This window comes from Pantoea sp. Pa-EAmG (assembly GCF_030024295.1).
GTDB classification, from domain to species: domain Bacteria; phylum Pseudomonadota; class Gammaproteobacteria; order Enterobacterales; family Enterobacteriaceae; genus Pantoea; species Pantoea dispersa.
Genome location: NZ_JASEWO010000004.1, coordinates 12,581 through 31,408 on the forward strand (window position 1 = coordinate 12,581; position 18,828 = coordinate 31,408).

The 18,828-nt window shown below is 60.8% G+C and carries 17 protein-coding genes; 5 read left to right on the plus strand and 12 right to left on the minus strand.

From position 1 onward, the window contains the following. Positions 1-12: 12 nt before the first annotated feature. Complete coding sequence (locus tag QMM04_RS01170; RefSeq protein ID WP_282995490.1) at positions 13-564, plus strand: sigma-70 family RNA polymerase sigma factor; 552 nt, start codon at positions 13-15, stop codon at positions 562-564. Beyond that, positions 557-1,186, plus strand: coding sequence for an NrsF family protein (locus QMM04_RS01175; RefSeq protein ID WP_282995491.1), 630 nt, complete (start codon positions 557-559; stop codon positions 1,184-1,186). Before QMM04_RS01170 ends, QMM04_RS01175 begins: the two co-directional genes overlap by 8 nt. Positions 1,187-1,207: 21 nt before the next feature. Here the strand turns inward: QMM04_RS01175 and QMM04_RS01180 are convergent, their stop codons facing one another. Next, positions 1,208-2,272, minus strand: coding sequence for an SDR family oxidoreductase (locus QMM04_RS01180; RefSeq protein WP_058759046.1), 1,065 nt, complete (start codon positions 2,270-2,272; stop codon positions 1,208-1,210). Between the two features lie 100 nt (positions 2,273-2,372). Here QMM04_RS01180 and QMM04_RS01185 point away from each other — a divergent pair, with 100 nt between their 5' ends. Then, a complete protein-coding gene (locus tag QMM04_RS01185; RefSeq protein ID WP_282995492.1) occupies positions 2,373-3,275 on the plus strand; it encodes a LysR family transcriptional regulator in 903 nt (300 codons plus the stop codon). A gap of 7 nt (positions 3,276-3,282) precedes the next feature. Here the strand turns inward: QMM04_RS01185 and QMM04_RS01190 are convergent, their stop codons facing one another. The 7 genes from QMM04_RS01190 to QMM04_RS01220 form a co-directional block, all read right to left on the minus strand. Continuing rightward, entirely contained in the window at positions 3,283-3,933 is a 651-nt protein-coding gene (locus QMM04_RS01190) for a methionine ABC transporter permease (protein ID WP_021508962.1), read from the minus strand. Beyond that, entirely contained in the window at positions 3,917-5,014 is a 1,098-nt protein-coding gene (locus QMM04_RS01195; protein WP_282995493.1) for an ATP-binding cassette domain-containing protein, read from the minus strand. The genes QMM04_RS01190 and QMM04_RS01195 overlap by 17 nt, the downstream gene beginning before the upstream one ends. A 2-nt stretch (positions 5,015-5,016) precedes the next feature. Continuing rightward, positions 5,017-5,817 carry a MetQ/NlpA family ABC transporter substrate-binding protein gene (locus QMM04_RS01200; protein WP_168714982.1) on the minus strand — a complete coding sequence of 267 codons (801 nt, stop codon included), beginning with the start codon at positions 5,815-5,817 and terminating at the stop codon, positions 5,017-5,019. 20 nt (positions 5,818-5,837) lie between these two features. Beyond that, a complete protein-coding gene (locus tag QMM04_RS01205) occupies positions 5,838-7,199 on the minus strand; it encodes an LLM class flavin-dependent oxidoreductase (protein WP_152390922.1) in 1,362 nt (453 codons plus the stop codon). Next, entirely contained in the window at positions 7,196-8,398 is a 1,203-nt protein-coding gene (locus QMM04_RS01210) for an SfnB family sulfur acquisition oxidoreductase (RefSeq protein ID WP_125310869.1), read from the minus strand. Before QMM04_RS01210 ends, QMM04_RS01205 begins: the two co-directional genes overlap by 4 nt. 9 nt (positions 8,399-8,407) lie before the next feature. Beyond that, a complete protein-coding gene (locus tag QMM04_RS01215) occupies positions 8,408-9,613 on the minus strand; it encodes an SfnB family sulfur acquisition oxidoreductase (RefSeq protein WP_282995494.1) in 1,206 nt (401 codons plus the stop codon). Positions 9,614-9,953: 340 nt separating this feature from the next. Further along, complete coding sequence (locus QMM04_RS01220) at positions 9,954-11,378, minus strand: hypothetical protein (protein WP_104093393.1); 1,425 nt, start codon at positions 11,376-11,378, stop codon at positions 9,954-9,956. A 184-nt stretch (positions 11,379-11,562) separates the two neighbouring features. Here QMM04_RS01220 and QMM04_RS01225 point away from each other — a divergent pair, with 184 nt between their 5' ends. Further along, positions 11,563-12,450, plus strand: a complete 888-nt coding sequence (locus tag QMM04_RS01225; RefSeq protein WP_282995495.1) for an alpha/beta hydrolase-fold protein — start codon at positions 11,563-11,565, stop codon at positions 12,448-12,450. Between the two features lie 8 nt (positions 12,451-12,458). Here the strand turns inward: QMM04_RS01225 and QMM04_RS01230 are convergent, their stop codons facing one another. Next, complete coding sequence (locus QMM04_RS01230; protein WP_031279983.1) at positions 12,459-13,568, minus strand: lactonase family protein; 1,110 nt, start codon at positions 13,566-13,568, stop codon at positions 12,459-12,461. A gap of 373 nt (positions 13,569-13,941) precedes the next feature. Here QMM04_RS01230 and QMM04_RS01235 point away from each other — a divergent pair, with 373 nt between their 5' ends. Continuing rightward, on the plus strand, positions 13,942-14,580 hold the full coding sequence (locus QMM04_RS01235) for a LysE family transporter (protein ID WP_275029472.1): 639 nt from the start codon (positions 13,942-13,944) through the stop codon (positions 14,578-14,580). Positions 14,581-14,693: 113 nt separating this feature from the next. On the opposite strand, the gene QMM04_RS01240 is transcribed toward QMM04_RS01235, so the two are convergent. Genes QMM04_RS01240 through QMM04_RS01250 form a run of 3 tightly spaced genes read right to left on the minus strand, consistent with a single transcriptional unit; the run spans position 14,694 to position 18,789 of the window. Next, positions 14,694-15,494 carry an inositol monophosphatase gene (locus tag QMM04_RS01240; protein ID WP_021508951.1) on the minus strand — a complete coding sequence of 267 codons (801 nt, stop codon included), beginning with the start codon at positions 15,492-15,494 and terminating at the stop codon, positions 14,694-14,696. A 14-nt stretch (positions 15,495-15,508) separates the two neighbouring features. Then, positions 15,509-16,570 carry an ABC transporter ATP-binding protein gene (locus QMM04_RS01245; protein WP_104187524.1) on the minus strand — a complete coding sequence of 354 codons (1,062 nt, stop codon included), beginning with the start codon at positions 16,568-16,570 and terminating at the stop codon, positions 15,509-15,511. Continuing rightward, entirely contained in the window at positions 16,567-18,789 is a 2,223-nt protein-coding gene (locus QMM04_RS01250) for an iron ABC transporter permease (RefSeq protein ID WP_058770306.1), read from the minus strand. Before QMM04_RS01250 ends, QMM04_RS01245 begins: the two co-directional genes overlap by 4 nt. Positions 18,790-18,828 lie beyond the last annotated feature (39 nt).

The following is an 18,828-nucleotide window of genomic DNA, read 5'->3' on the forward strand; positions in this document are numbered from 1 at the left end:
ACAAGGCAGCGTATGCACACAGGCGATAGCGCACGTGAAAACTGGCCCGGACTGATGGAACGCGCGCAGGCCGGGGATCAGTGTGCCTACACCCGGCTGCTGCGGGCGCTGGTGCCGGTGATACGCGCGCAGGTGCGGCGCAGGCTGAGCGATGAAGCCTTAACGGAAGATGTGATTCAGGATGTGCTGCTCACGCTGCATCGCGTGCGCCATACCTACGATCCCGCTTACCCTTTTCTGCCCTGGCTGACGGCGATAGTCTCGGCGCGCGCCATTGATGCCCTGCGCCGCCGCAGCCGCCAGCTGCACTGCGCGCTTGACGACGCTCAGGCCGCCGATCCCGCCAGCACGGCAGAACAGCAGCAGCTGGACACCCGGCAGGAGCTGGCGGGCTATCTCAGCCAGCTGCCGCTGCGTCAGCGTGAAATCGTTGAACATGTTCATTTGCATGAAATGAGCCTGAACGAGGCGGCGGCACACCATAATCTGAGCGTTTCGGCCGTGAAATCGCTGTTGCACCGCGCGCTCATCAATCTGCGCCGCTTTGGAGCAAACCATGACTGACCATCATTTGCTGATTGAAAAACTGGGGCGCGATCTGCGCCCGGTGAAACGCCCGCCGGCGACCGGAAAACGCGTGCTGGGCTGGCTGGCGCTGGCGCTACCGGCGGGCATCGCGGCCAGTTTGCTGGTGCCGCGCACCCTGACCGACTGGTCGCAGACCGGCGCGATGCAGGCCGCGCTGCAACTGATGCTGGCCTTTATCCTCGGGCTGCTGGCGATGCGCAGCGCCTTTGAACTCAGCATTGCAGGGCGGCGCGGCATCAGCGCAAAGCTGCTGTTGCCGCCGGGCCTGCTGTGGCTGGGATTGAGCGCCAGCAGTCTGCTGCAAACGGCCACGCCGCTGCAGCAGCACGACACGCTGCCGTGCTTTGTTTTCCTGCTGGTGGTGAGTCTGCCGATGCTGCTGCTGACCATCATCAGTCTGCGCCGGACGCGAACACTCTATCCGGCCCGCAGTCTGGCCATGGCGGGCCTGGGCGTCGCCTGCATGGCGGTAAGCCTGCTGGCGTTCTGTCATCCGGTGCACCTGCATGCGCTGGATTTGCTGCAGCACCTGGCGGCCATTGTGAGCATCATCGTGCTGACCGTATTGCTTGGCCGGCGCTGGGTGCAGATCGCCTGACGAGGCCGGCCAGTGACGCTATCAGGGAATGATGCGCTCCGCACGCAGCCGGTCGAACAGCTGGGTGAAGGAATCCAGCGTGGCGCGATAGCCGGTAAAGCCGGCTTTACGGCTCTTGCTCATATCGGTAAACGCCTCCATCGGCCGTCCCAAATCCGCATCGGTGTGCCACCACGACGCCAGTTTATCGATGTCCGCTTCACGCAGCTGATAGCGCGCAGCGATCTCACGCCAGGCCGCTGCGGCTTCCTGCATGCGTCCTTCCAGCGGCATCATCTGCGCCGGATAGTCTGCAGCTTCAATACCGAAATAGTCTGCCAGACGCGGCCATAGCCAGTTCCAGCGGAACACATCGCCGTTAACCGCGTTGAAATCCTGATTGGCAGCCCCTTCAGCACGGGTCGCCCACAGCAGCTGTTCCGCCAGTAAACCGGCTTCGGTGACATCGGCCAGACCGTTCCACTGCTGCGGCGAGCCGGGAAAGATGAACGGCCAGCCTTTTTCACGGCACAGCGTGGCGTAAACAGCCAGCGTCTGCCCCATGTTCATGGCGTTACCCAATGCATAACCGATGATGGTGTGCGGACGGTGCACGCTCCAGCTGTAGCCATATTGCTCTGCGCCGGCAAACACTTCATCTTCCTGCGCATAGTAAAAGTTATCGACCGGCTGACGTCCCTGTTCTTCGCGGAACGGCGTCACCGGCACCGCACCTTTGCCATACGCTTCGAACGGACCAAGATAATGCTTCAGCCCGGTCACCAGTGCCACATGCGCGCCGTTCAGCCGCTCGCCAAGCGCGGCAATGACGTTATGCACCATGCCGCCGTTGACGCGAATGTTCTCTTTTTCATTCGCCTGGCGTGACCAGACGCTAAAGAACAGCGCATCCGGTTTTTCCTGTGCCAGCGCATTGCGCACCGCTTCTGCATCGGTCAGATCGGCCGTCAGACTGCGGCAGCCCTCGGGAATGGCACCGCGTCCACGCGACAAACCGGTTACCTGCCAGCCCTCGCTTTGCAGCCTTTCCGCCAGCGCACGACCGATAACCCCGCTGATCCCCACGATTAACGCCTGTTTTTGCATGTCGAATCTCCTCTGTTGCAGTTATCCTTAGCGTAATAGAGAATTAAATTCTTAGCCGTGGCATTAATTCACATCATTCCTGAACTGGATTCACTAATACATGCACGATCAGCGTCTGAAAGACATCGTTCCTTTTGTCGCCAGTGTTGAAAGCGGCAGTTTTGCCGCTGCCGCTGAGCGTCTGCACCTGACCGGTTCCGCCATCAGCAAAAGCGTGACGCGGCTGGAAGCGCGGCTCGGCTCTCGCCTGCTGGAGCGCACCACCCGCAGCCTGACGCTCACCGACGCCGGCAGCGCCTATTATCAGACCTGCCTGCGCATTATGGAGGAGCTGGCGGAAGCCGAAGCGGTACTGGCGGCGCAGCGCACCATTCCTTCCGGGCGATTGCGGCTGGCGGTGCCGAATACCTATGGCCGGCTCGGCGTGATGCCGCTGCTGATTCCGTTCTGTCAGCAGCATCCGGATGTGGAACTTAGCCTGACTTTCTCGGATCGCTTTATTGATCTGTTTGATGAGGGCATTGATGTCGCGGTGCGCATCGGCGGTTCGCCGGATCTGCCCGCCTCGCTCGGCTGCCGGGCGATGGGCCGCGAGCGTATGGTGTTTTGCGCCGCGCCGGACTATCTGGCGCGCGCAGGCAGACCGACCAGCGAGAGTGAGTTGCTGCGGCATCGGGCGATTCTGTATGAGCGCGTTGACGGCAGTACCAAGCCGTGGCTGTTTACCACGGAGGATGGACATCCGCACTGGCGTCAGGTGCCTTCTCGCATGGCGCTGGGTGACGTGGATGCACAAATGCAGGCGCTGTGCGCTGGACTCGGGGTGGCGCAGATGCCGTCATGGCTGGTGCGTGACGCGCTGGCGAGCGGCGCGCTGGAAGTGATTGTGCCGCAGCAGCAGCCGGACGGTCTGCCGCTGTCGGTGATTTGGCCGCGCCGCAAACAGCTGCTGCCGAAGGTCGACGCGCTGCTGGCGGCGCTTGACGGCCTGCAGATCAGCTGAAACGCCTTTAGCGATGGTTCAGCCGGCGCGACAGCCGGTCGCCACACAGCTGCAGCAGCGTGACCAGTGCCACCAGCACCACGATCACCGTGAGCATGACCTGCATATCGAAACGCTGGTAGCCGTAACGATAAGCCAGATCGCCCAGCCCGCCGGCGCCAATCGCACCGGCCATCGCCGAGGCATTAATCATCGTTACCAGCGTAATGGTAAAACCGCTGACGATGCCAGGCCGCGCTTCCGGCAGCAGCACGTGCCAGACAATATGCCAGCGCTGAAAGCCCATCGCCTGCGCCGCTTCCGTCAGCCCTTTGTCCACTTCGCGCAGACTCACCTCCGCGATGCGGGCAAAAAACGGCGTCGCTGCCAGCGTCAGCGGCACCACGGCCGCCCAGACGCCGTAGGTGGTGCCGACAATCCAGCGGGTAAACGGGATCAGCGCCACCATCAGAATCAAAAACGGAATCGAGCGAAACAGGTTCACCAGCCAGCCCAGCAGCCGGTTGAGCAGCGGATTGGGGAACAGATCGCCGCGCCCGGTCACCACCAGAATCACCGCCATCGGTAAACCGATCAGCAGTGCCAGCAGCGACGACACGCCGACCATCAGCAGCGTATCCAGCAACCCCTGCCATAAACGATCAATAGCCAGTGACATAACCTGCAACCTCCAGTTGGTCCGCCAGCGGATGAAGCGCGGTAAGGGCTGCCGGCGCGTCGTGCCGGACATCCAGCAGCAGCAACAGCTGGCCGGTGGGTTTGCGATCGACCCATTCAACCGCACTATACAGTAGTGTCAGCTCGCCGCTGACCTGTGCGCTGATCGCCGCCAGATCCGGTTGCGCGCCCTGCCCGCTGTAGCGCAGCCGCACCAGCAAACGCGAGTCCACGTCCTGACGTTGCGGCGTCAGCAACGGCTGGATGGCCTCCGGCAGCGCGCCGAATTGCGGATTAAGCAACTGCCGCGTCGTCTCATGCTGCGGATCGCTGTACACCTGCCACACCGGACCGCGCTCAATGATTTCACCCTGATCGATCACCGCCACCTGGTGACACAGGTCGTGCACCACGTCCATCTCATGGGTGATCAGCACAATAGTGATATGACGCTGCTGATTGATTTTTTTCAGCAGCGCGAGGATGGCGCGCGTGGTTTCCGGATCCAGCGCCGAGGTTGCCTCGTCGCACAGCAGCAGTTCCGGATCGTGCACCAGCGCGCGCGCAATGCCGACGCGCTGCTTCTGCCCGCCAGAGAGTTGCGCCGGCCAGGCATGCTGGCGCGCTTCCAGCCCAACCAGCGCCAGCAGCTCATCCACTTTTTGCCGCCGTTGCGCCGCCGGTATGCCGGACACCTTCATCGGCAGCTCAATGTTTTGCCGCACCGTTTTAGCGGACAGTAAATTGAAGTGCTGGAAAATCATGCCGGTGCGGCGCCGCCACTGCACCAGCTGGCTGGCGCTCAGTGAACTGAGATCGATACCATCAATCACCACCGCACCCTGCGTCGGATTTTCCAGCCGGTTCAGACAGCGGATCAGCGTCGATTTGCCCGCGCCGCTGCGGCCAATGATTCCAAAAATCTCGCCGCGTTTAACCTGCAGGTCGATGTGCTTCAGCGCATCCTGCGACTGGCCGTCATAGCGTTTGCTCAGTCCGCGGATCTGCACATGCGCACGGCCCGCGACCGGCGGCGTCGTGTGCAGCTCCGCCTGCTCGCCAGGAAGAGTCAGGCTGACCATGATTACTGGCTCCAGCCCGGCTGATACAGCTTGCCGTAGAACTCATCCAGCTTCGCGCGCACCACCGGCGAGTGCTGATAGATATCAACAAACTTTTTGAGTCGCGGATCGTCCTGATGTCCGTCACGAATCACGAACTGAATCACATATTCCGGATGCTCAAGGCCATCAAATAACAGGGCCTTGTTGGGGTCGATGGTCTTCGACAAACGCAGATAGTGCGGATACCCCTGCGCCAGGTCGACCTCATCCAGCGAGCGCGACAGCTGCACCGCCTCCACTTCGATGATTTTCAGGTGTTTGGGATTGCTGGCGATATCATCCACGGTGGATTTCAGCCCGCTGCCCGGTTTTAACGTTATCAGCTGCGCTTTTTGCAACAGCAGCAATCCGCGCGCACCGTTAATCGGGTCATTGGCAATCGCCACCGTGCCGCCGTCCGGAATCTGATCGATTGCCGTGTGCTTCTTCGAATAGAGCCCGATGTTATTGATGATGGCGGGCGCATACGGCACCAGATGGAAACCGCCCTCGCGGTTGGCATTGTCAAGAAACGGCTTGTGCTGGAACAGGTTGACGTCAATGTCGCCATTTTCCACACTCACGTTCGGCGCAGTCCAGTCGGTGAACTCCACCAGCTCCACCTGCAGTCCCTGCTTTTTCGCTTCAGCCACGGCGGTTTCCAGCGGCGGCGCGAAGGCCGCCGTGGTACCGACTTTGAGGGCGCCGCTGTAGTCACCGGCGGCAAACGCGCTGGCGGTAAATATTGCGGCGCTCAGCGCCACTAATGAGGCAAATTTCATCCTGATTTCCTGAGGTTAAATTAACGAACGTCAGCCACAGGCCGCCAGCGCGCGGCCGGGTGGCGCGCGGGCAGACGATCCTGCTGCTGAAAAATTTTTTGCCGCAGCGATCCCGGCTGATAGGCGGTTTTGAAGCGGCCGCGCTGCTGAAGTTCCGGCACCACCAGCTCAATAAAATCGCGGTAGCTTTGCGGATTCAGGATGCGCGTCAGATTGAAGCCGTCGATGTCGCCTTCATCAATCCAGCGGATCAACTGGTCGGCGACCTGAGACGGGTTGCCGACAATCACCGGATAGCGGCTACCGAGCGCATGCTGCTCCAGCAGCTGGCGACGCGTCCAGCCGTTATAGGCTTTGCTCACCGATTCAATGGCGCGCGTGTCGCCGCTGTGAATCGGTTCATCGAGGCCAAACGCAGCGAGATCGACGCCAATTGAGCTGGAGAAGTGCGCAATGCCGGCTTCAGCACTGGCGTATTCCAGATAGCTGCGGTGCTTCTCCTGCGCTTCGCGTTCGCTGGCGGCGACGATCACGCTGACGCCCATAAAGATGCGTAAGTCGTCCGCCTGACGACCCGCCGCCACCGCCGCGTGGCGCAGACGCTGCGCCTGCTCGCGCAGCGCCGCCGGCGAGCTGGCATTCACGAAACTGCACTCGGCGTGCCGCGCAGCAAACGCCACGCCGCGCGCGGATGATCCTGCCTGGAATAGCAACGGCGTGCGCTGCGGCGAAGGGCTGCTCAGGTGATAGCCCTGCACCTGATAAAATTCACCCTGATGATTGATCGCGTGAATCTTCTGCGCGTCGGCATACAGCCGGCGCTGTTTGTCGGCCAGCAACGCATCGTCCTGCCAGCTGCCTTCCCACAGCTGATAAGTGACATCAAGAAACTCATCGGCCTGGTCGTAGCGCCGATCGTGCGCCAGCAGTTGCTGCTGACCCATGGCGCGCGCCGCGCTGTCGAGATAGCCGGTCACGATATTCCAGCCGATGCGGCCATTGGTCAGATGGTCGAGCGTCGACAGGCGGCGGGCAAAAGGATAAGGGGCTTCGTAGCTGAGATTGGCGGTCACGCCAAAGCCCAGATGCTGCGTCACACTGGCCATGCCGGAAATCAGCATCAGCGGATCGTTCACCGGCAACTGAATGGACTCGCGCGCCGTCAGGCCGATACCCTGCTGATACACATCGTAAACGCCGAGAATATCGGCAATGAACAGTCCGTCGAACAGGCCGCGCTCCAGCAGACGCGCTAAATCCAGCCAGTACGCCAGCGAATTGAACTCCACTGAGCGGTCCTGCGGATGGGTCCACATGCCATGGTGAATATGCCCCACGCAGTTCATGTTAAAAGCATTGAGCAGAATCTGTTTGCGGCTCATAGCGTTCCCCGTCGCGGCGGCAGCACGCCGTTAAGCAGATAGTTGCCGATGACCGGATATTTCCAGCGTACCGGGTCATGCAGCGTGTGGGTACGCGCGTTGCGCCAGTGGCGATCGAGGTTGTGCTCGCGCAGGCTGGCGCGCGATCCGCCCAGCTCAAACAGCAGGTTGCCGGCTTCCAGCGCCACCTCAGTGGTCCAGGCACGCGCTTTCGCCACTTCAACCGATGCCAGCGCGACGTGTTCAGCGCTCGGGTTGCGTTGGGCGACATCGACCGCCTCCCCGGCGACATCCAGTAACGCATCACCGGCGCTGAGTCGTGCGGCGAGCCGCCCGGTGCGATCCAGCGTCAGCGGATCGTCACAGGCTCGCTCGACGCCGCTGTCCGGCCACGGCCGCGCGCGCTGCTGCACAAAAGCCAGCATGTCGTTGAAGGCCGCGCGGGCAATGCCCTGGTCGATAGCCGCATGCATAATCTGCGCAAACGGTCCGACGGTGGTCGGCCGCTCAAACGCGCTGTGAAACGGCACCACATCGTCCGGCGCGATCGCCACATCACGAAACTGCACGCTGCCGCTGCCGGTGGTGCGCTGGCCGAAACCGCTCCAGTCATCGATCACCGTCACGCCCGGCTGATGGCGCGGCACAAACACCAGCTGTTCTTTGCCGTCATCGGCGATGGCCAGCGTCGGGATGCGGTCGGCAAACAGCGCCCCGGTGCAGTAAAATTTGTCGCCGTTGAGGTGCAGCCCGCTGGCGGTCTGGCTGAAGGCGGTGGTGCGCTGATGCGCCGCCGCAGAGCCGAACTCCGCCAGCGCGTTGCCATAGTGAACGCCCGCCAGCACTTCGTTGTACAGCCGCTGCTGCTGGGCATCGCTGCCGTTAACGCGCAGCACTTCCAGCGCGTAGAAGTGGTTTTGTGGCACCTGACCGATCGAGGCATCGGCAGCGCTGAGAATGACAAAAATCTGCGCCAGTTCTGCGCTGGAAATCTCAATGCCGCCCCACGCACGCGGCACGGTAATGGCGCCTAAGCCGGACTGGAAATAGTGCTGAAGTTCAGCATGTGGCAGCTCGCGCTGCCGGTCGCGCTGCGCTGCGCCGCTGCGAAAGCGTTCAGCCAGCTCTTCTGCCACCTGCAGGGCCTGCTGCGCGCTGCGGATACGTGCTGCCGGCTGTTTAGCGAAAACCTGCGTCATCATCGCTCCTTAAATCCACGCATGACGCGCGGGCAGAACATCATTGAGGTAATAGTTGCCGATGGCGTGCGTTTTCCAGCGCACCGGATCATGCAGCGTATGGGTGCGCGCGTTGCGCCAGTGGCGATCCAACCCATGCTTCAGCAATGTGCCGCGGCTGCCGCTCCACTCCAGCAGCTTTTCGCTGGCTTTCAGTGCAATTTCGGTGGTCAGCACTTTGGCTTCTGCAACCGCGATGGAGGCGCGCGCGCAGTGCGCAGCGGTAAGCGCGTGCGGGTCAATGCTGTCCAGTACGCGCGCCGCACGCACCAGCAGCGCGTTGGCGGCGCTCAGTTCGGTGCTGATACGCCCGACATCGGCGAGAATGTAAGGATCTTCTGCGTTGCGGCTCACGCCCGCGTCCACCCACGGACGCGAGCTGCTGTGAATAAACGCCAGCGCCTCATCCAGCGCGCCCTGGGCGATCCCGGCGTCAATCGCGGCCTGGATCAGCTGCGATACGGCACCGCGCAGCGTTGGCTTATCGGGCGACGGTAGCGCGATGGTCAAACCGGCATCGACCGCCACCTGCTGGAGCTTCACCGTGCCGCTGGCGGTGGTGCGCTGACCGATACCCGACCAGTCATCGATAATCTCAACGCCCGCTGCCGGCAGCGGAATGAACGCCATTACCGGCTGGCCCTCCTGCTGCGCGGTGGTCACCAGAATGTCGGCAAACAGTGCACCGGTGGAATAGAACTTTTCACCGCTGAGCCGTAACCCCTCCGGGCCTGACACCAGCTGCGCCTGCATATCACGCGTGTGTTTGCTGTTCTTTTCCGGACCGCCGTTGCCCAGCCGCTGGCCCTGTACCACCGCGCTGAGCAGGCGCTGCTGCTGTTGCGCGCTGCCTTCCCCCAGGATGAACTGGATCAGCCCGAAGTGGTTTTGCGGAATCTGGCCAAGCGACGGATCGCTGGCGGAGATCAGGCGGAACACCTCCGCCACGGTAGCAAAAGACAAACCGCCGCCGCCAAACTGGCGCGGCACGCTGATACTGCCCAGCCCCAGCTGGGTGAACTGATCGAGCAGTTCACGCGGATAGATACGCTGTTGGTCGCGTTCGGCTGCCCCGGCTTTCGCCTGTTCCGCCAGGTGGCGGGCGGCGTCGATTGCCGCCGCGTCAGACGTAATCACCGCCGCGCGCTGAAGTTGTTGAGCCCTGATTTGCGTCATCGCTGGATTCACTTTTTATTTTGCTGTGATTCACAGGCTCATTCTGCCAGGGCAGAGAGCCGTAATTTAATAACAGATTGAGCGCGATGATAATCAGCGGGAATAACAGCGGTAAAGAGCACGGTTATGCTATATCCGGCAAACGGCATGCAGAAAGAGAATAAAGAATTTATCAGGGATAAGAAGGCGTTAGCGGGCGCGGAGATGCAGGGTTATTACGCTGAGTGACACGGGCGAATTATCTTAAGTATTAATTCCGCTATCGATAGTGATAAATGACATTATTGTTTTATTGCGCCATGGGCTGGCGCAATAGAGTGGGCATTACGTTATCCCGGTATTACGCCTGCGCCAGATACATCGCCGGGGAATAGTGGCGCGTCGATTCACTCTTCTCACTGTGCGGTGTGCTGGTACTGTCGATCAGCTTCGCCAGCTGATAAGTCTTCACCGTTTCCTGCTGCGTCAGCTGCTGGGCGAAACGGGCGGTGAGGTTACCCTGCGCATCCTGCGTCACCTCAGTGGTGCTGCGCGTTTCATCGTGAATCTGGTGGTAGTGATAGTTTTGTGACTCTTTGGTTTCATTGAGCGCCAGCGGCGAACTGGCGCTTAGCGCGGTATGAAAACTGGCGTTTAGCTTAAACAGGGTTTCCTGCGTCATGCGCTGCGTATCGCCGTTCTTCTGCTGGCTGCTGCGCTGCGCCACATCCAGAGCGAAAGTATCTTCCTCTTCCGGCTTCAGCGGATTGCTGGAGCGCGCCGTCTGGTGATAGCTGGCCGAGAAATCCGCCAGGCCGCTGATGGCACCGGCCTGCGCCGCATGCGCGCCTACGGTGATCGCCTGCGGGGTGCGCATCGCCACGCCGGCCGCCGCGCTGGTGCTGTTTAAGGTCTCGAAACCCTGCTTAAACAGTGCCAGCGCCGCGCGATCGCCGTGACCGCGCGAAGCGGCCTGATCAAATTTCGCGCTCCACTGCGCCAGGGCGCTCTGCTGCTGACCGGCGTTGCTGGCCTGCGCCAGGCTGCGCATGTCCGTCGTCAGTTTGAAACTGGCGTCGGCATTATGGAAACCCAGCCAGCGTGAACCCGGGTCGGCATGCAGATTCAGCGACTGCATCACTTCGCCGCTGCGACGCAGGTCGGTTTTCAGATCAACGCTGGCCAGCTGGTTACTGTCAAAACTGAGCAGGTCACCGACATCCAGTTTACCGTTGCCGTTATCCAGCCCGCTCAGGGTTTTCTCCAGCGCGCCAGAAAGTTTGGCAATTGCCGCAGCTTCGTCATCGCTCAGCTTACCGTGAGTGGTTTTCAGTGCCACCGCTACGCCATCCTGCTGCCGCGTCATCTGCAGAGTCAGGCTCACGCCGGACTGAGTGGTAATCTCCAGTGCCACCGCGCTCTGCGTGTCAGTTTGCGCGCCGCCGCTGGCCGGTACGCTGATGGTGACATCGTCACGCTGCTGCGTCAGTGCGCTCAGCAGCGCGCTGCCAATACCGTTCATGCTGACGCCCGAGCTGCGCAGCGCACCCATCGCCTGCGTCTGCATATCAGGCGAAAGAGGCGTGCTGGCGGTGACGCGCGCCGGCGTCATTTGGTACACCGCAGAGATGGCGTCGGTGGCTTCGCTAAAGGTGACTTTCGCTGAGGCGTCTGCCGTCAGACTATTTTGCCGGGTCGCATTGCTTGCCGTGCTGCTGGTCACGCGTGCGCTGGCGCTGCTGAGATGGAGCGGTGAGAAACTACCCGGTCCGATACCGTTAATCATCCTGACTATCCTCGCTGGTATTATACCGCTACGTTATCGGCGATCCTGACGAAATCTTTACACTTCCGCACGGCGCATGACGGTGCAAAATGGTTGTTGAAATTAATAATCATTATCACTAATCTGTCTGGCGCTTTCGCTGTGACACGGAAGTAATTGACTCGCCAGCTAGTAAGGAAGCGCCATGATTTATCGCTTTATCATTCCGCTGTTCACCCTGCTGAACCTGCTGCTCAGCCCCGCTGTCGGTTTCGCCCGGCCTGATATGACGCCGCTCGGACCCAATATTGCCGACAAAGGCTCTGCCTGGTATCGCTTCACTGTTAACACGTTTGATTCCGCTGACGGCCAGCGCCACTACAAGGTGTGGACGGCGGTGCCACGTAAACCGGCACCGGCCACAGGTTACGCGGCGCTGTATATGCTGGATGGCAACGCGGTGATGAACCATCTCAGCGAAGCACTGTTGCAGAAGCTGGCAGCAGGCAACCCGCCGGTGCTGGTGGCGGTAGGCTATCAGACCCCGCTGCCGTTCGATCTCGCTGCGCGCACGCTGGATTACACCCCGCCGCAGCAGGTGCAGGATCGTCGCGGCCGGCCAGCCGGCGGCAGTGCCGCATTCCGCCAGCTGCTGGAACAGACTATCGCGCCGCGTGCCGAACAGCATCTGCCGATCAATGCGCAGCAGCGTGCGCTGTGGGGCCACTCTTACGGCGGGCTGTTTGTGCTGGACAGCTACTTGACCTCCGGATTTTTCCAGCGCTATTTTGCCGCCAGTCCTTCCCTGCGCGGCGACGCAACGCTGTTGCAGCAAATGGCAGCGGTGACGCCCGCATCGTTTAAGCAGAAGCAGCTGGTGCTGATGGAAGGCAACGGCGAATCACGTCCCGGCGTCATCGATGTGCTGAGCCGGATTAGCACCACTCTCGACGGCATGCATGAAAAAGGCCTGGCGGCTCGCTTCCAGCTGTTTCCCGGGCTCAGTCACGGCCAGATGTTTCCGGCTTCGCTGGAAAGCGCGCTGTCGGCTATGGCGGAAGACGGTGCGCCGTCACGCGCACCGGATGAGTGAAAGGGCAGCTAGTTAAAGAATTTGATGTCGGTTGGCGTTGCCAGCTTCGCCGCCACACCGCGCGCGCTCAGCTTGCCGCTGTGCGCATCAAAATCAAACAGCGTAATGGTGTTGGTAAACACGTTGGTGACATAGAGGTGTTTACCGCTGTTATCAAACGCCAGCGCGCGCGGCTCAATACCGTCGGCGGCATAGCGCTGTGGATCTGTCAGGCTGCCATCGGCGGCAATCTTAAACACCAGCAGATGATTGTCAGATCCGCGGTTAGCGGCAATCAGGAATTTACCCTGCGGGCTGAGAATGATGCCGCCACCGCTTTTATAGGCGGCGCTGCTGTTTTGCGTATTCAGCGCCACCTGTGCCTGCCGTTCCAGCCGGTCATCAGTGACGCGGAACACCACGATTTCGCCCGCCATTTCAGTAATCACATAAGCGTGTTTACCGTCGGCGGAGAACACCATGTGGCGCGGACCCGCACCTGGCGCAAAGCTCACATCACGGCTGGTATCCGCCTGCAGCGGCTCTCGCCGATCCGCGTGGTAGCGATAGGCGTGCAGTTTGTCGTCACCGAGATCGGCCGCATACAGATAGCGGCCATCATGGGTAAAGGTGGTGGAGTGCGCATGGCCGCCATCCTGCCGATCTTTTACCACGCCGCTGCCTTCGCTGAACGCGAAATGCTGGACCTGTTCGCCCAGCTTGCCGTCCGACGCAATCGGGAACACCGTCACCCCTGCTCCGCCTTTCGCCACCGAATAGTTGGCGACAAACAGGAATTTGCCGTCCGGGCTGAGAGTGGCGTGCGTCGGCTGCTCGCCGTGGCTGTCGACCTGATTCAGCACCCGCACTGCGCCCTGTTTATCGATCGCCAGCGCGGTAACGGCACCGGCATTCTCTTCATTGGTGGTATAAGCAAACCGCCCGTCGCGTGATTTAACGATCCACGACGGGCTTTTCATCCTGATCACCTCCAGCGGCTTGAGCGTCCCGTCGCTGTTGACCTGCATGCGATACAAACCTTCACTGGGTCGATCCGGCTTTTGTACCGCAGGGGCATCCGGAATACTGGTCCAGGTGCCGACTAATGCTGTTTGATGATGTTCCGTGTTCTGCGCCATAGCACTCCCCGCCAGCGTCAATAGAGCCAGTGATATTGCCACGGTTAAGTTTGTTGCTAAACCGCCAGTTGCCGGTTTTGGGTATCCACTCATTGTCTTTCCACCATAATCGGAATTTTCACGGGCCTGCGCCCAAACCAGGTTGATTTTTTTGTATTGAAACGGACGTTGTTAACGTCTCGTTAACGACTATAGTGGCATTCCCTGCCCGCAAAGCTGCGCAGGCCGATCGGCTTCACAAATCGGTTTATTTAATTGTGCCTTTGCTAATGGGTCATAGCGTTTGGTTATGGCTGGCAGGAAGCAGTGTAAAAAGCCCCGGCACGCATGCTTTAATCTTTCCTTTACTGAACTCAGGGATGGTCACGACGTTATGCTGCCGTTTTCTAATGGTTTTTTATTGAGTTTATCGCTGTGTCTGGATATCGGACTCGCCAACATCGCCATGCTGACGCTGGCGATGCAGCGCGGTTATCTGCACGGTTTCTGGCTGGGCATGGGCACCTGCGTGGGCGATTTAATTTACGCCTTGCTGGCGATGGCTGGCATGGCGGTGATACTGCAGTTTACGCCGGTGCGCTGGTTGCTATGGATTGGCGGCGGCATCTTGCTGCTGTGGTTTGCCGCTAAAATGCTTTACGCCGCGCTGGCCAAAAAAATCGACATCCCCGCAGCTGAAACCCAGCCTTATCGTTCACTGCTGCGCGAATTTTGGCGCGGCATCGTGCTGGCGATGTCGTCACCGACGGCGATTCTGTGGTTCGCCAGCGTGGGCGGCGCGCTGATAGCCCGCATCGGCCACAGTGATGCCGGTGCAACTTCGTGGTTTCTCAGCGGTTTTTTCCTCGCCGGGGTGCTGTGGACCTGTGTGATCTGCCTGATCGGCAGCATGGGCGGAAAGCTGCTGGGCGAGCGCCTGCTGAAGTATTCGTATCTCGCCTCAGCGCTGATTTTCTGTTATTTCGCGGTGTATGTGATTTGGTCGGGATACCGCGAGTTCGTGGCGGTTTAAGTCACCACGTAATCGTTAAAAATCAGCGATTATCCAGTTACGACAGCGCAAGCGTTGTAAGGTCGCCATGGATGGCGACCCGGAAAACGTCGCGCGGCAGCGAAATGCACCACTTAAACGCCGGCAATCCGCCTCAGCTCCGCCTGCGCGCCCGGCGCCACCGCCAGCACCTGCGCGCCTTTTAACAGCCGGTCGCCCTCGGTGTTAAACGGGTGATACCAGCCGCCGGCCTCTTTCACCAGACAGTAACCGGCCAGGCAATCCCACGCGTGCATGTAGGGTTCGAAATAGCCCACCACGCGTCCGGCTGCCACCCACGCCAGCATCAGCGCACCAGATCCGATACGGATAAAATTGCCCCCCGCTGCCAGCAGTGACGCCAGCAGGCGGCCCACCTCTTCCGGGCTGACATAGCTATTAGCGCCAAAGCCGGTCACGTGATTTTGCAGCGTACGTGACGGATCCACCTGCAAACGGCGGCCATTCAGCGTTGCGCCCTGGCCGAGCGCGGCGACGTAGCACTCCTGATAGGTCGGCGCAAAGATCACGCCAATCACCGGTACGCCGTCATGCAGCACCGCAACGGAAACACACCAGTTTGGCATACCGTTGAGGAACGGGCTGGTGCCGTCAATCGGATCGACCACCCAGGTGTAGCCTGACGTGCCCGGCTGCAGGCCGTACTCCTCGCCAAGAAAACCGTCGTCCGGGAAGCTGGCGCGAATCTGCTGGTCGATCATCTGTTCCACCTCGCGGTCAGCGCGTGATACCACATCCTGCAGGTCGTGCTTGGTTTCGACCACCAGCGTGTCACGCTGATTGAAGTAGGCCAGCGCCTTCTCCCCGCCCGCCCGCGCGACGCGTTCGGCCAGCAGCAGACGCGATTGCAGCGCGTCATTTTTCGTATCACTCATGCGTTATCCTTAAATTAACCGGCAATCAGGGCCAGACCCTGAGGTTTAAAATCAATCGCCACCCGGGCGTCCAGCGGCAGCTGCTGCTCCATCTGCGCATCGACGATGAACAGCGAGCCCAGTTCCGTGTTGACCTCGTATTCGATGTGATCGCCCAGCCAGGTGGCGTGCGTCACCTCACCGCGCAGTGCGCCTTCAGCACCGCTGTGCAGGGTAATGAACTGTGGTCTGACCGACAGCTGCGCGGAGCCGGTCGCGACGCCGTTACCACGCACGCGATAGCGCTGCCTGCCGAGTCGCACCAGCGCTTCACTGCCTTCTACCTGTTCGACTTCGCACGGCAGAATATTGGCTTCGCCCATAAAGTCAGCGATGAACACCGAATTGGGCGCGTGATACAGGCTTTCCGGCGCGCCCTGCTGAGCAATATCGCCCTCTTTCATGACAATAATTTTATCCGACACCGCCAGCGCCTCTTCCTGGTCGTGCGTGACATACACCGCCGTGAAGCCCAGCCGCTGCTGCAAATCACGAATATCCGTGCGCACCCGGCGGCGCAGGCGCTCGTCGAGATTGGAGAGCGGCTCATCCAGCAGCAGCACCTGCGGCTCCAGCACCAGCGCGCGCGCCACCGCAATGCGCTGCTGCTGCCCGCCGGAAAGTTCGGACGGCAGCCGCTGCCCCTGACTCTCCAGCCCGACCAGTTTCAGCCCTTCGCGCGCACGATCCTGCGCTTCCTTTTTGCTCATGCCGGACGATTGCAGGCCGTACATGATGTTGTCGAGCGCACTCATATGCGGAAACAGCGCGTAGGATTGAAACACCATCGCCACGTCGCGCTCGTTGGCTGGCAGATGCGTTACGTCTTTGCCACCAATTAAAATACGCCCCGAAGTCGGATGTTCCAGGCCGGCCAGCAGGCGCAGCGTGGTGGTTTTACCGCAGCCGGAAGGCCCCAGTAGCGTCACCAGCGTACCTGGCTCCACCGTCAGCGATAAATCCGGCAGCGCGGTAAAACCGGCAAAGCGTTTTTCGACGTGTTCAAACACCACGGAACCAGCAGTAATCGCGGTCATACGGCACTCTCCTGAGTTAACGAAGGGGAAGCAGGTGGCGCGGCGACGTCCACCGGGCGCGCCACGCGGCGCAGGCGACGTTCGCCCACCAGCCACTGGAACACGCCAATGATCAGCAGCATCACCACAATCAGCACCGTGGAGTAAGCGATGGCGACGCCGTATTCGCCATTCTCTACCAGCCCGACGATGTAGGACGTCGCCATGTTGTACTGAGCGCTGACAAGGAAGATTACCGCGCTGATCGAGGTGATGGCGCGGACAAAGGCGTACACCAGCGCCGCGCTGATTGCCGGTTTCAGCAGTGGCAGCACCACTTTGCGCAGCGTGCGGAAACTGCTGGCACCCAGCGTCAGTGACGCTTCATCAAGGCTTTTATCCAGCTGGCTCATCGCCGCGATACCGCCGCGCACGCCGACTGGCATATTGCGGAACACAAAGCAGGCAATCAGGATCATCGCCGTGCCGGTAATCTCCAGCGGCGGCAGGTTATAGGCCATCACGTAACTGACGCCAATCACCGTGCCGGGAATGGCAAAGCTCAGCATCAGCAGGAACTCAAACGTCTGACGACCGGCAAATTTCTGCCGCACGATGAGCCAGGCGGTCAGCAGGCCCACCACGGCGGTGAGCGGTGCGGCAATCAGGGCAATTTCCAGCGTGGTCCAGAACGAGTTCCACGCCACGCCGCTCCACAGCAGATGACCGTCACTGACGCTGACGCGGAAAGCGCGCACGTAGTGTTCGATGGTCAGCGCATCGTTCAGGCCCCACGACTGCACAAAGCCGCCCACCACAATCATGCCGTAGATCACCAGGGTAAACAGACCCCACGGAATCACCATGCCGTACACACCGTAGCGCAGCAAACGCGGCAGCTGACCATGTTTGCCGCCGTCGCCCTTGCCGGTCACCGTGGCGAAGTTTTTGCCACCCAGCCACAGCCGCTGCAGCACAAAGGCGGCCAGCGTGAAGCACAGCAGAATCATCGCCAGCACCGCGGCGCGACTCGGATCGTTTTGCGCGCCTACCACCGAGAAGAAAATTTCGGTAGAGAGCACGCCGTGACTGCCGCCCAGCACCATCGGATTACCAAAATCGGCCATGCTTTCGATGAAGCTGATTAAAAAGGCATTAGCCAGACCCGGCGCCATCAGTGGCAGCGAAACGCGGCTGAAGGTGCGCCAGCGGTTAGCGCGCAGCGTTTGCGACGCCTCTTCCAGCGACGGACTGACGCCCTCCACCACGCCAATCAGCACCAGAAAGGCAATCGGCGTGAACGACAGCACCTGGGCAATCCAGATACCGGTCAGGCCATATAGCCAGCGGCCGGGCTCGATGCCAAACAGCGCCGCCAGATGCTCCGTCACTACGCCCGAGCGACCGAACAGCAAAATCAGCGCCAGACCAATCACGAACGGTGGCGTGATGATTGGCAGAATGGTCAGCATGCGCAGCGCTTTCTTGCAGGGCAGCGGCGTGCGCGTGGCCGCCAGGGCAAAGGCCAGACCCAGCAGCGTCGAACCACTGGCGGTCATCAGCGCCAGCCACAGCGTGCGCCACGCGGTGCCGCAGGTGCCGCCTTTCAGACAGGCAAGGCTCCAGATTGACGGATCCTGCAGATTGCTGATCAAACCGTCCGGTTTGAAACTGCCGTCAACGTCCTGCACCGACACCACAAACATGCTGAGCACCGGATAGAGTACGAAGATGCTGACCAGCGCAGTCAGCAGCACCAGCGACGCCACCACAAAGGCATCGCCTTTCAGCACGCCGCGTTCGGCCAGCGCAAACGAGAACAGCAGTAAAAACACGGTCAGCAGCAGGAGCGCGCCAGCGCCCATCGCTGGCTGTCCTTGCGGCAGCGCGCCGTAGCGATTTTCCAGCCACAGCCAGCTCCAGCCGCTGTAACCAATCGCGTGCCCTTCCACAATCAGGAAGATCACGCCCAGCGCGCTGAACAGCAGCAGCAACCGGCTGCGTGCGCTGCCGGGCAGTAAACCGCAGGCGGCGCACAGCGCCAGCAGCGCCACGGCGAGCGCCAGCCATGGATGGCTGCCGATCTGCCACAATGCCGGCGCGCTGGCTTCATCACGCCACAGGTTAAGCAGCCAGCCGCTATCGAAAAAGCCTGCTTCCAGGCTGTACCACGGCAGCAGCAACAGCGCGACGGCGCCCAGCAACAGCGCGCCTGTCAGACGGCGATTATTTGCGTTCATGTGTTACCTCAATGCGGGATCATCGCGCCATCCTTAGCG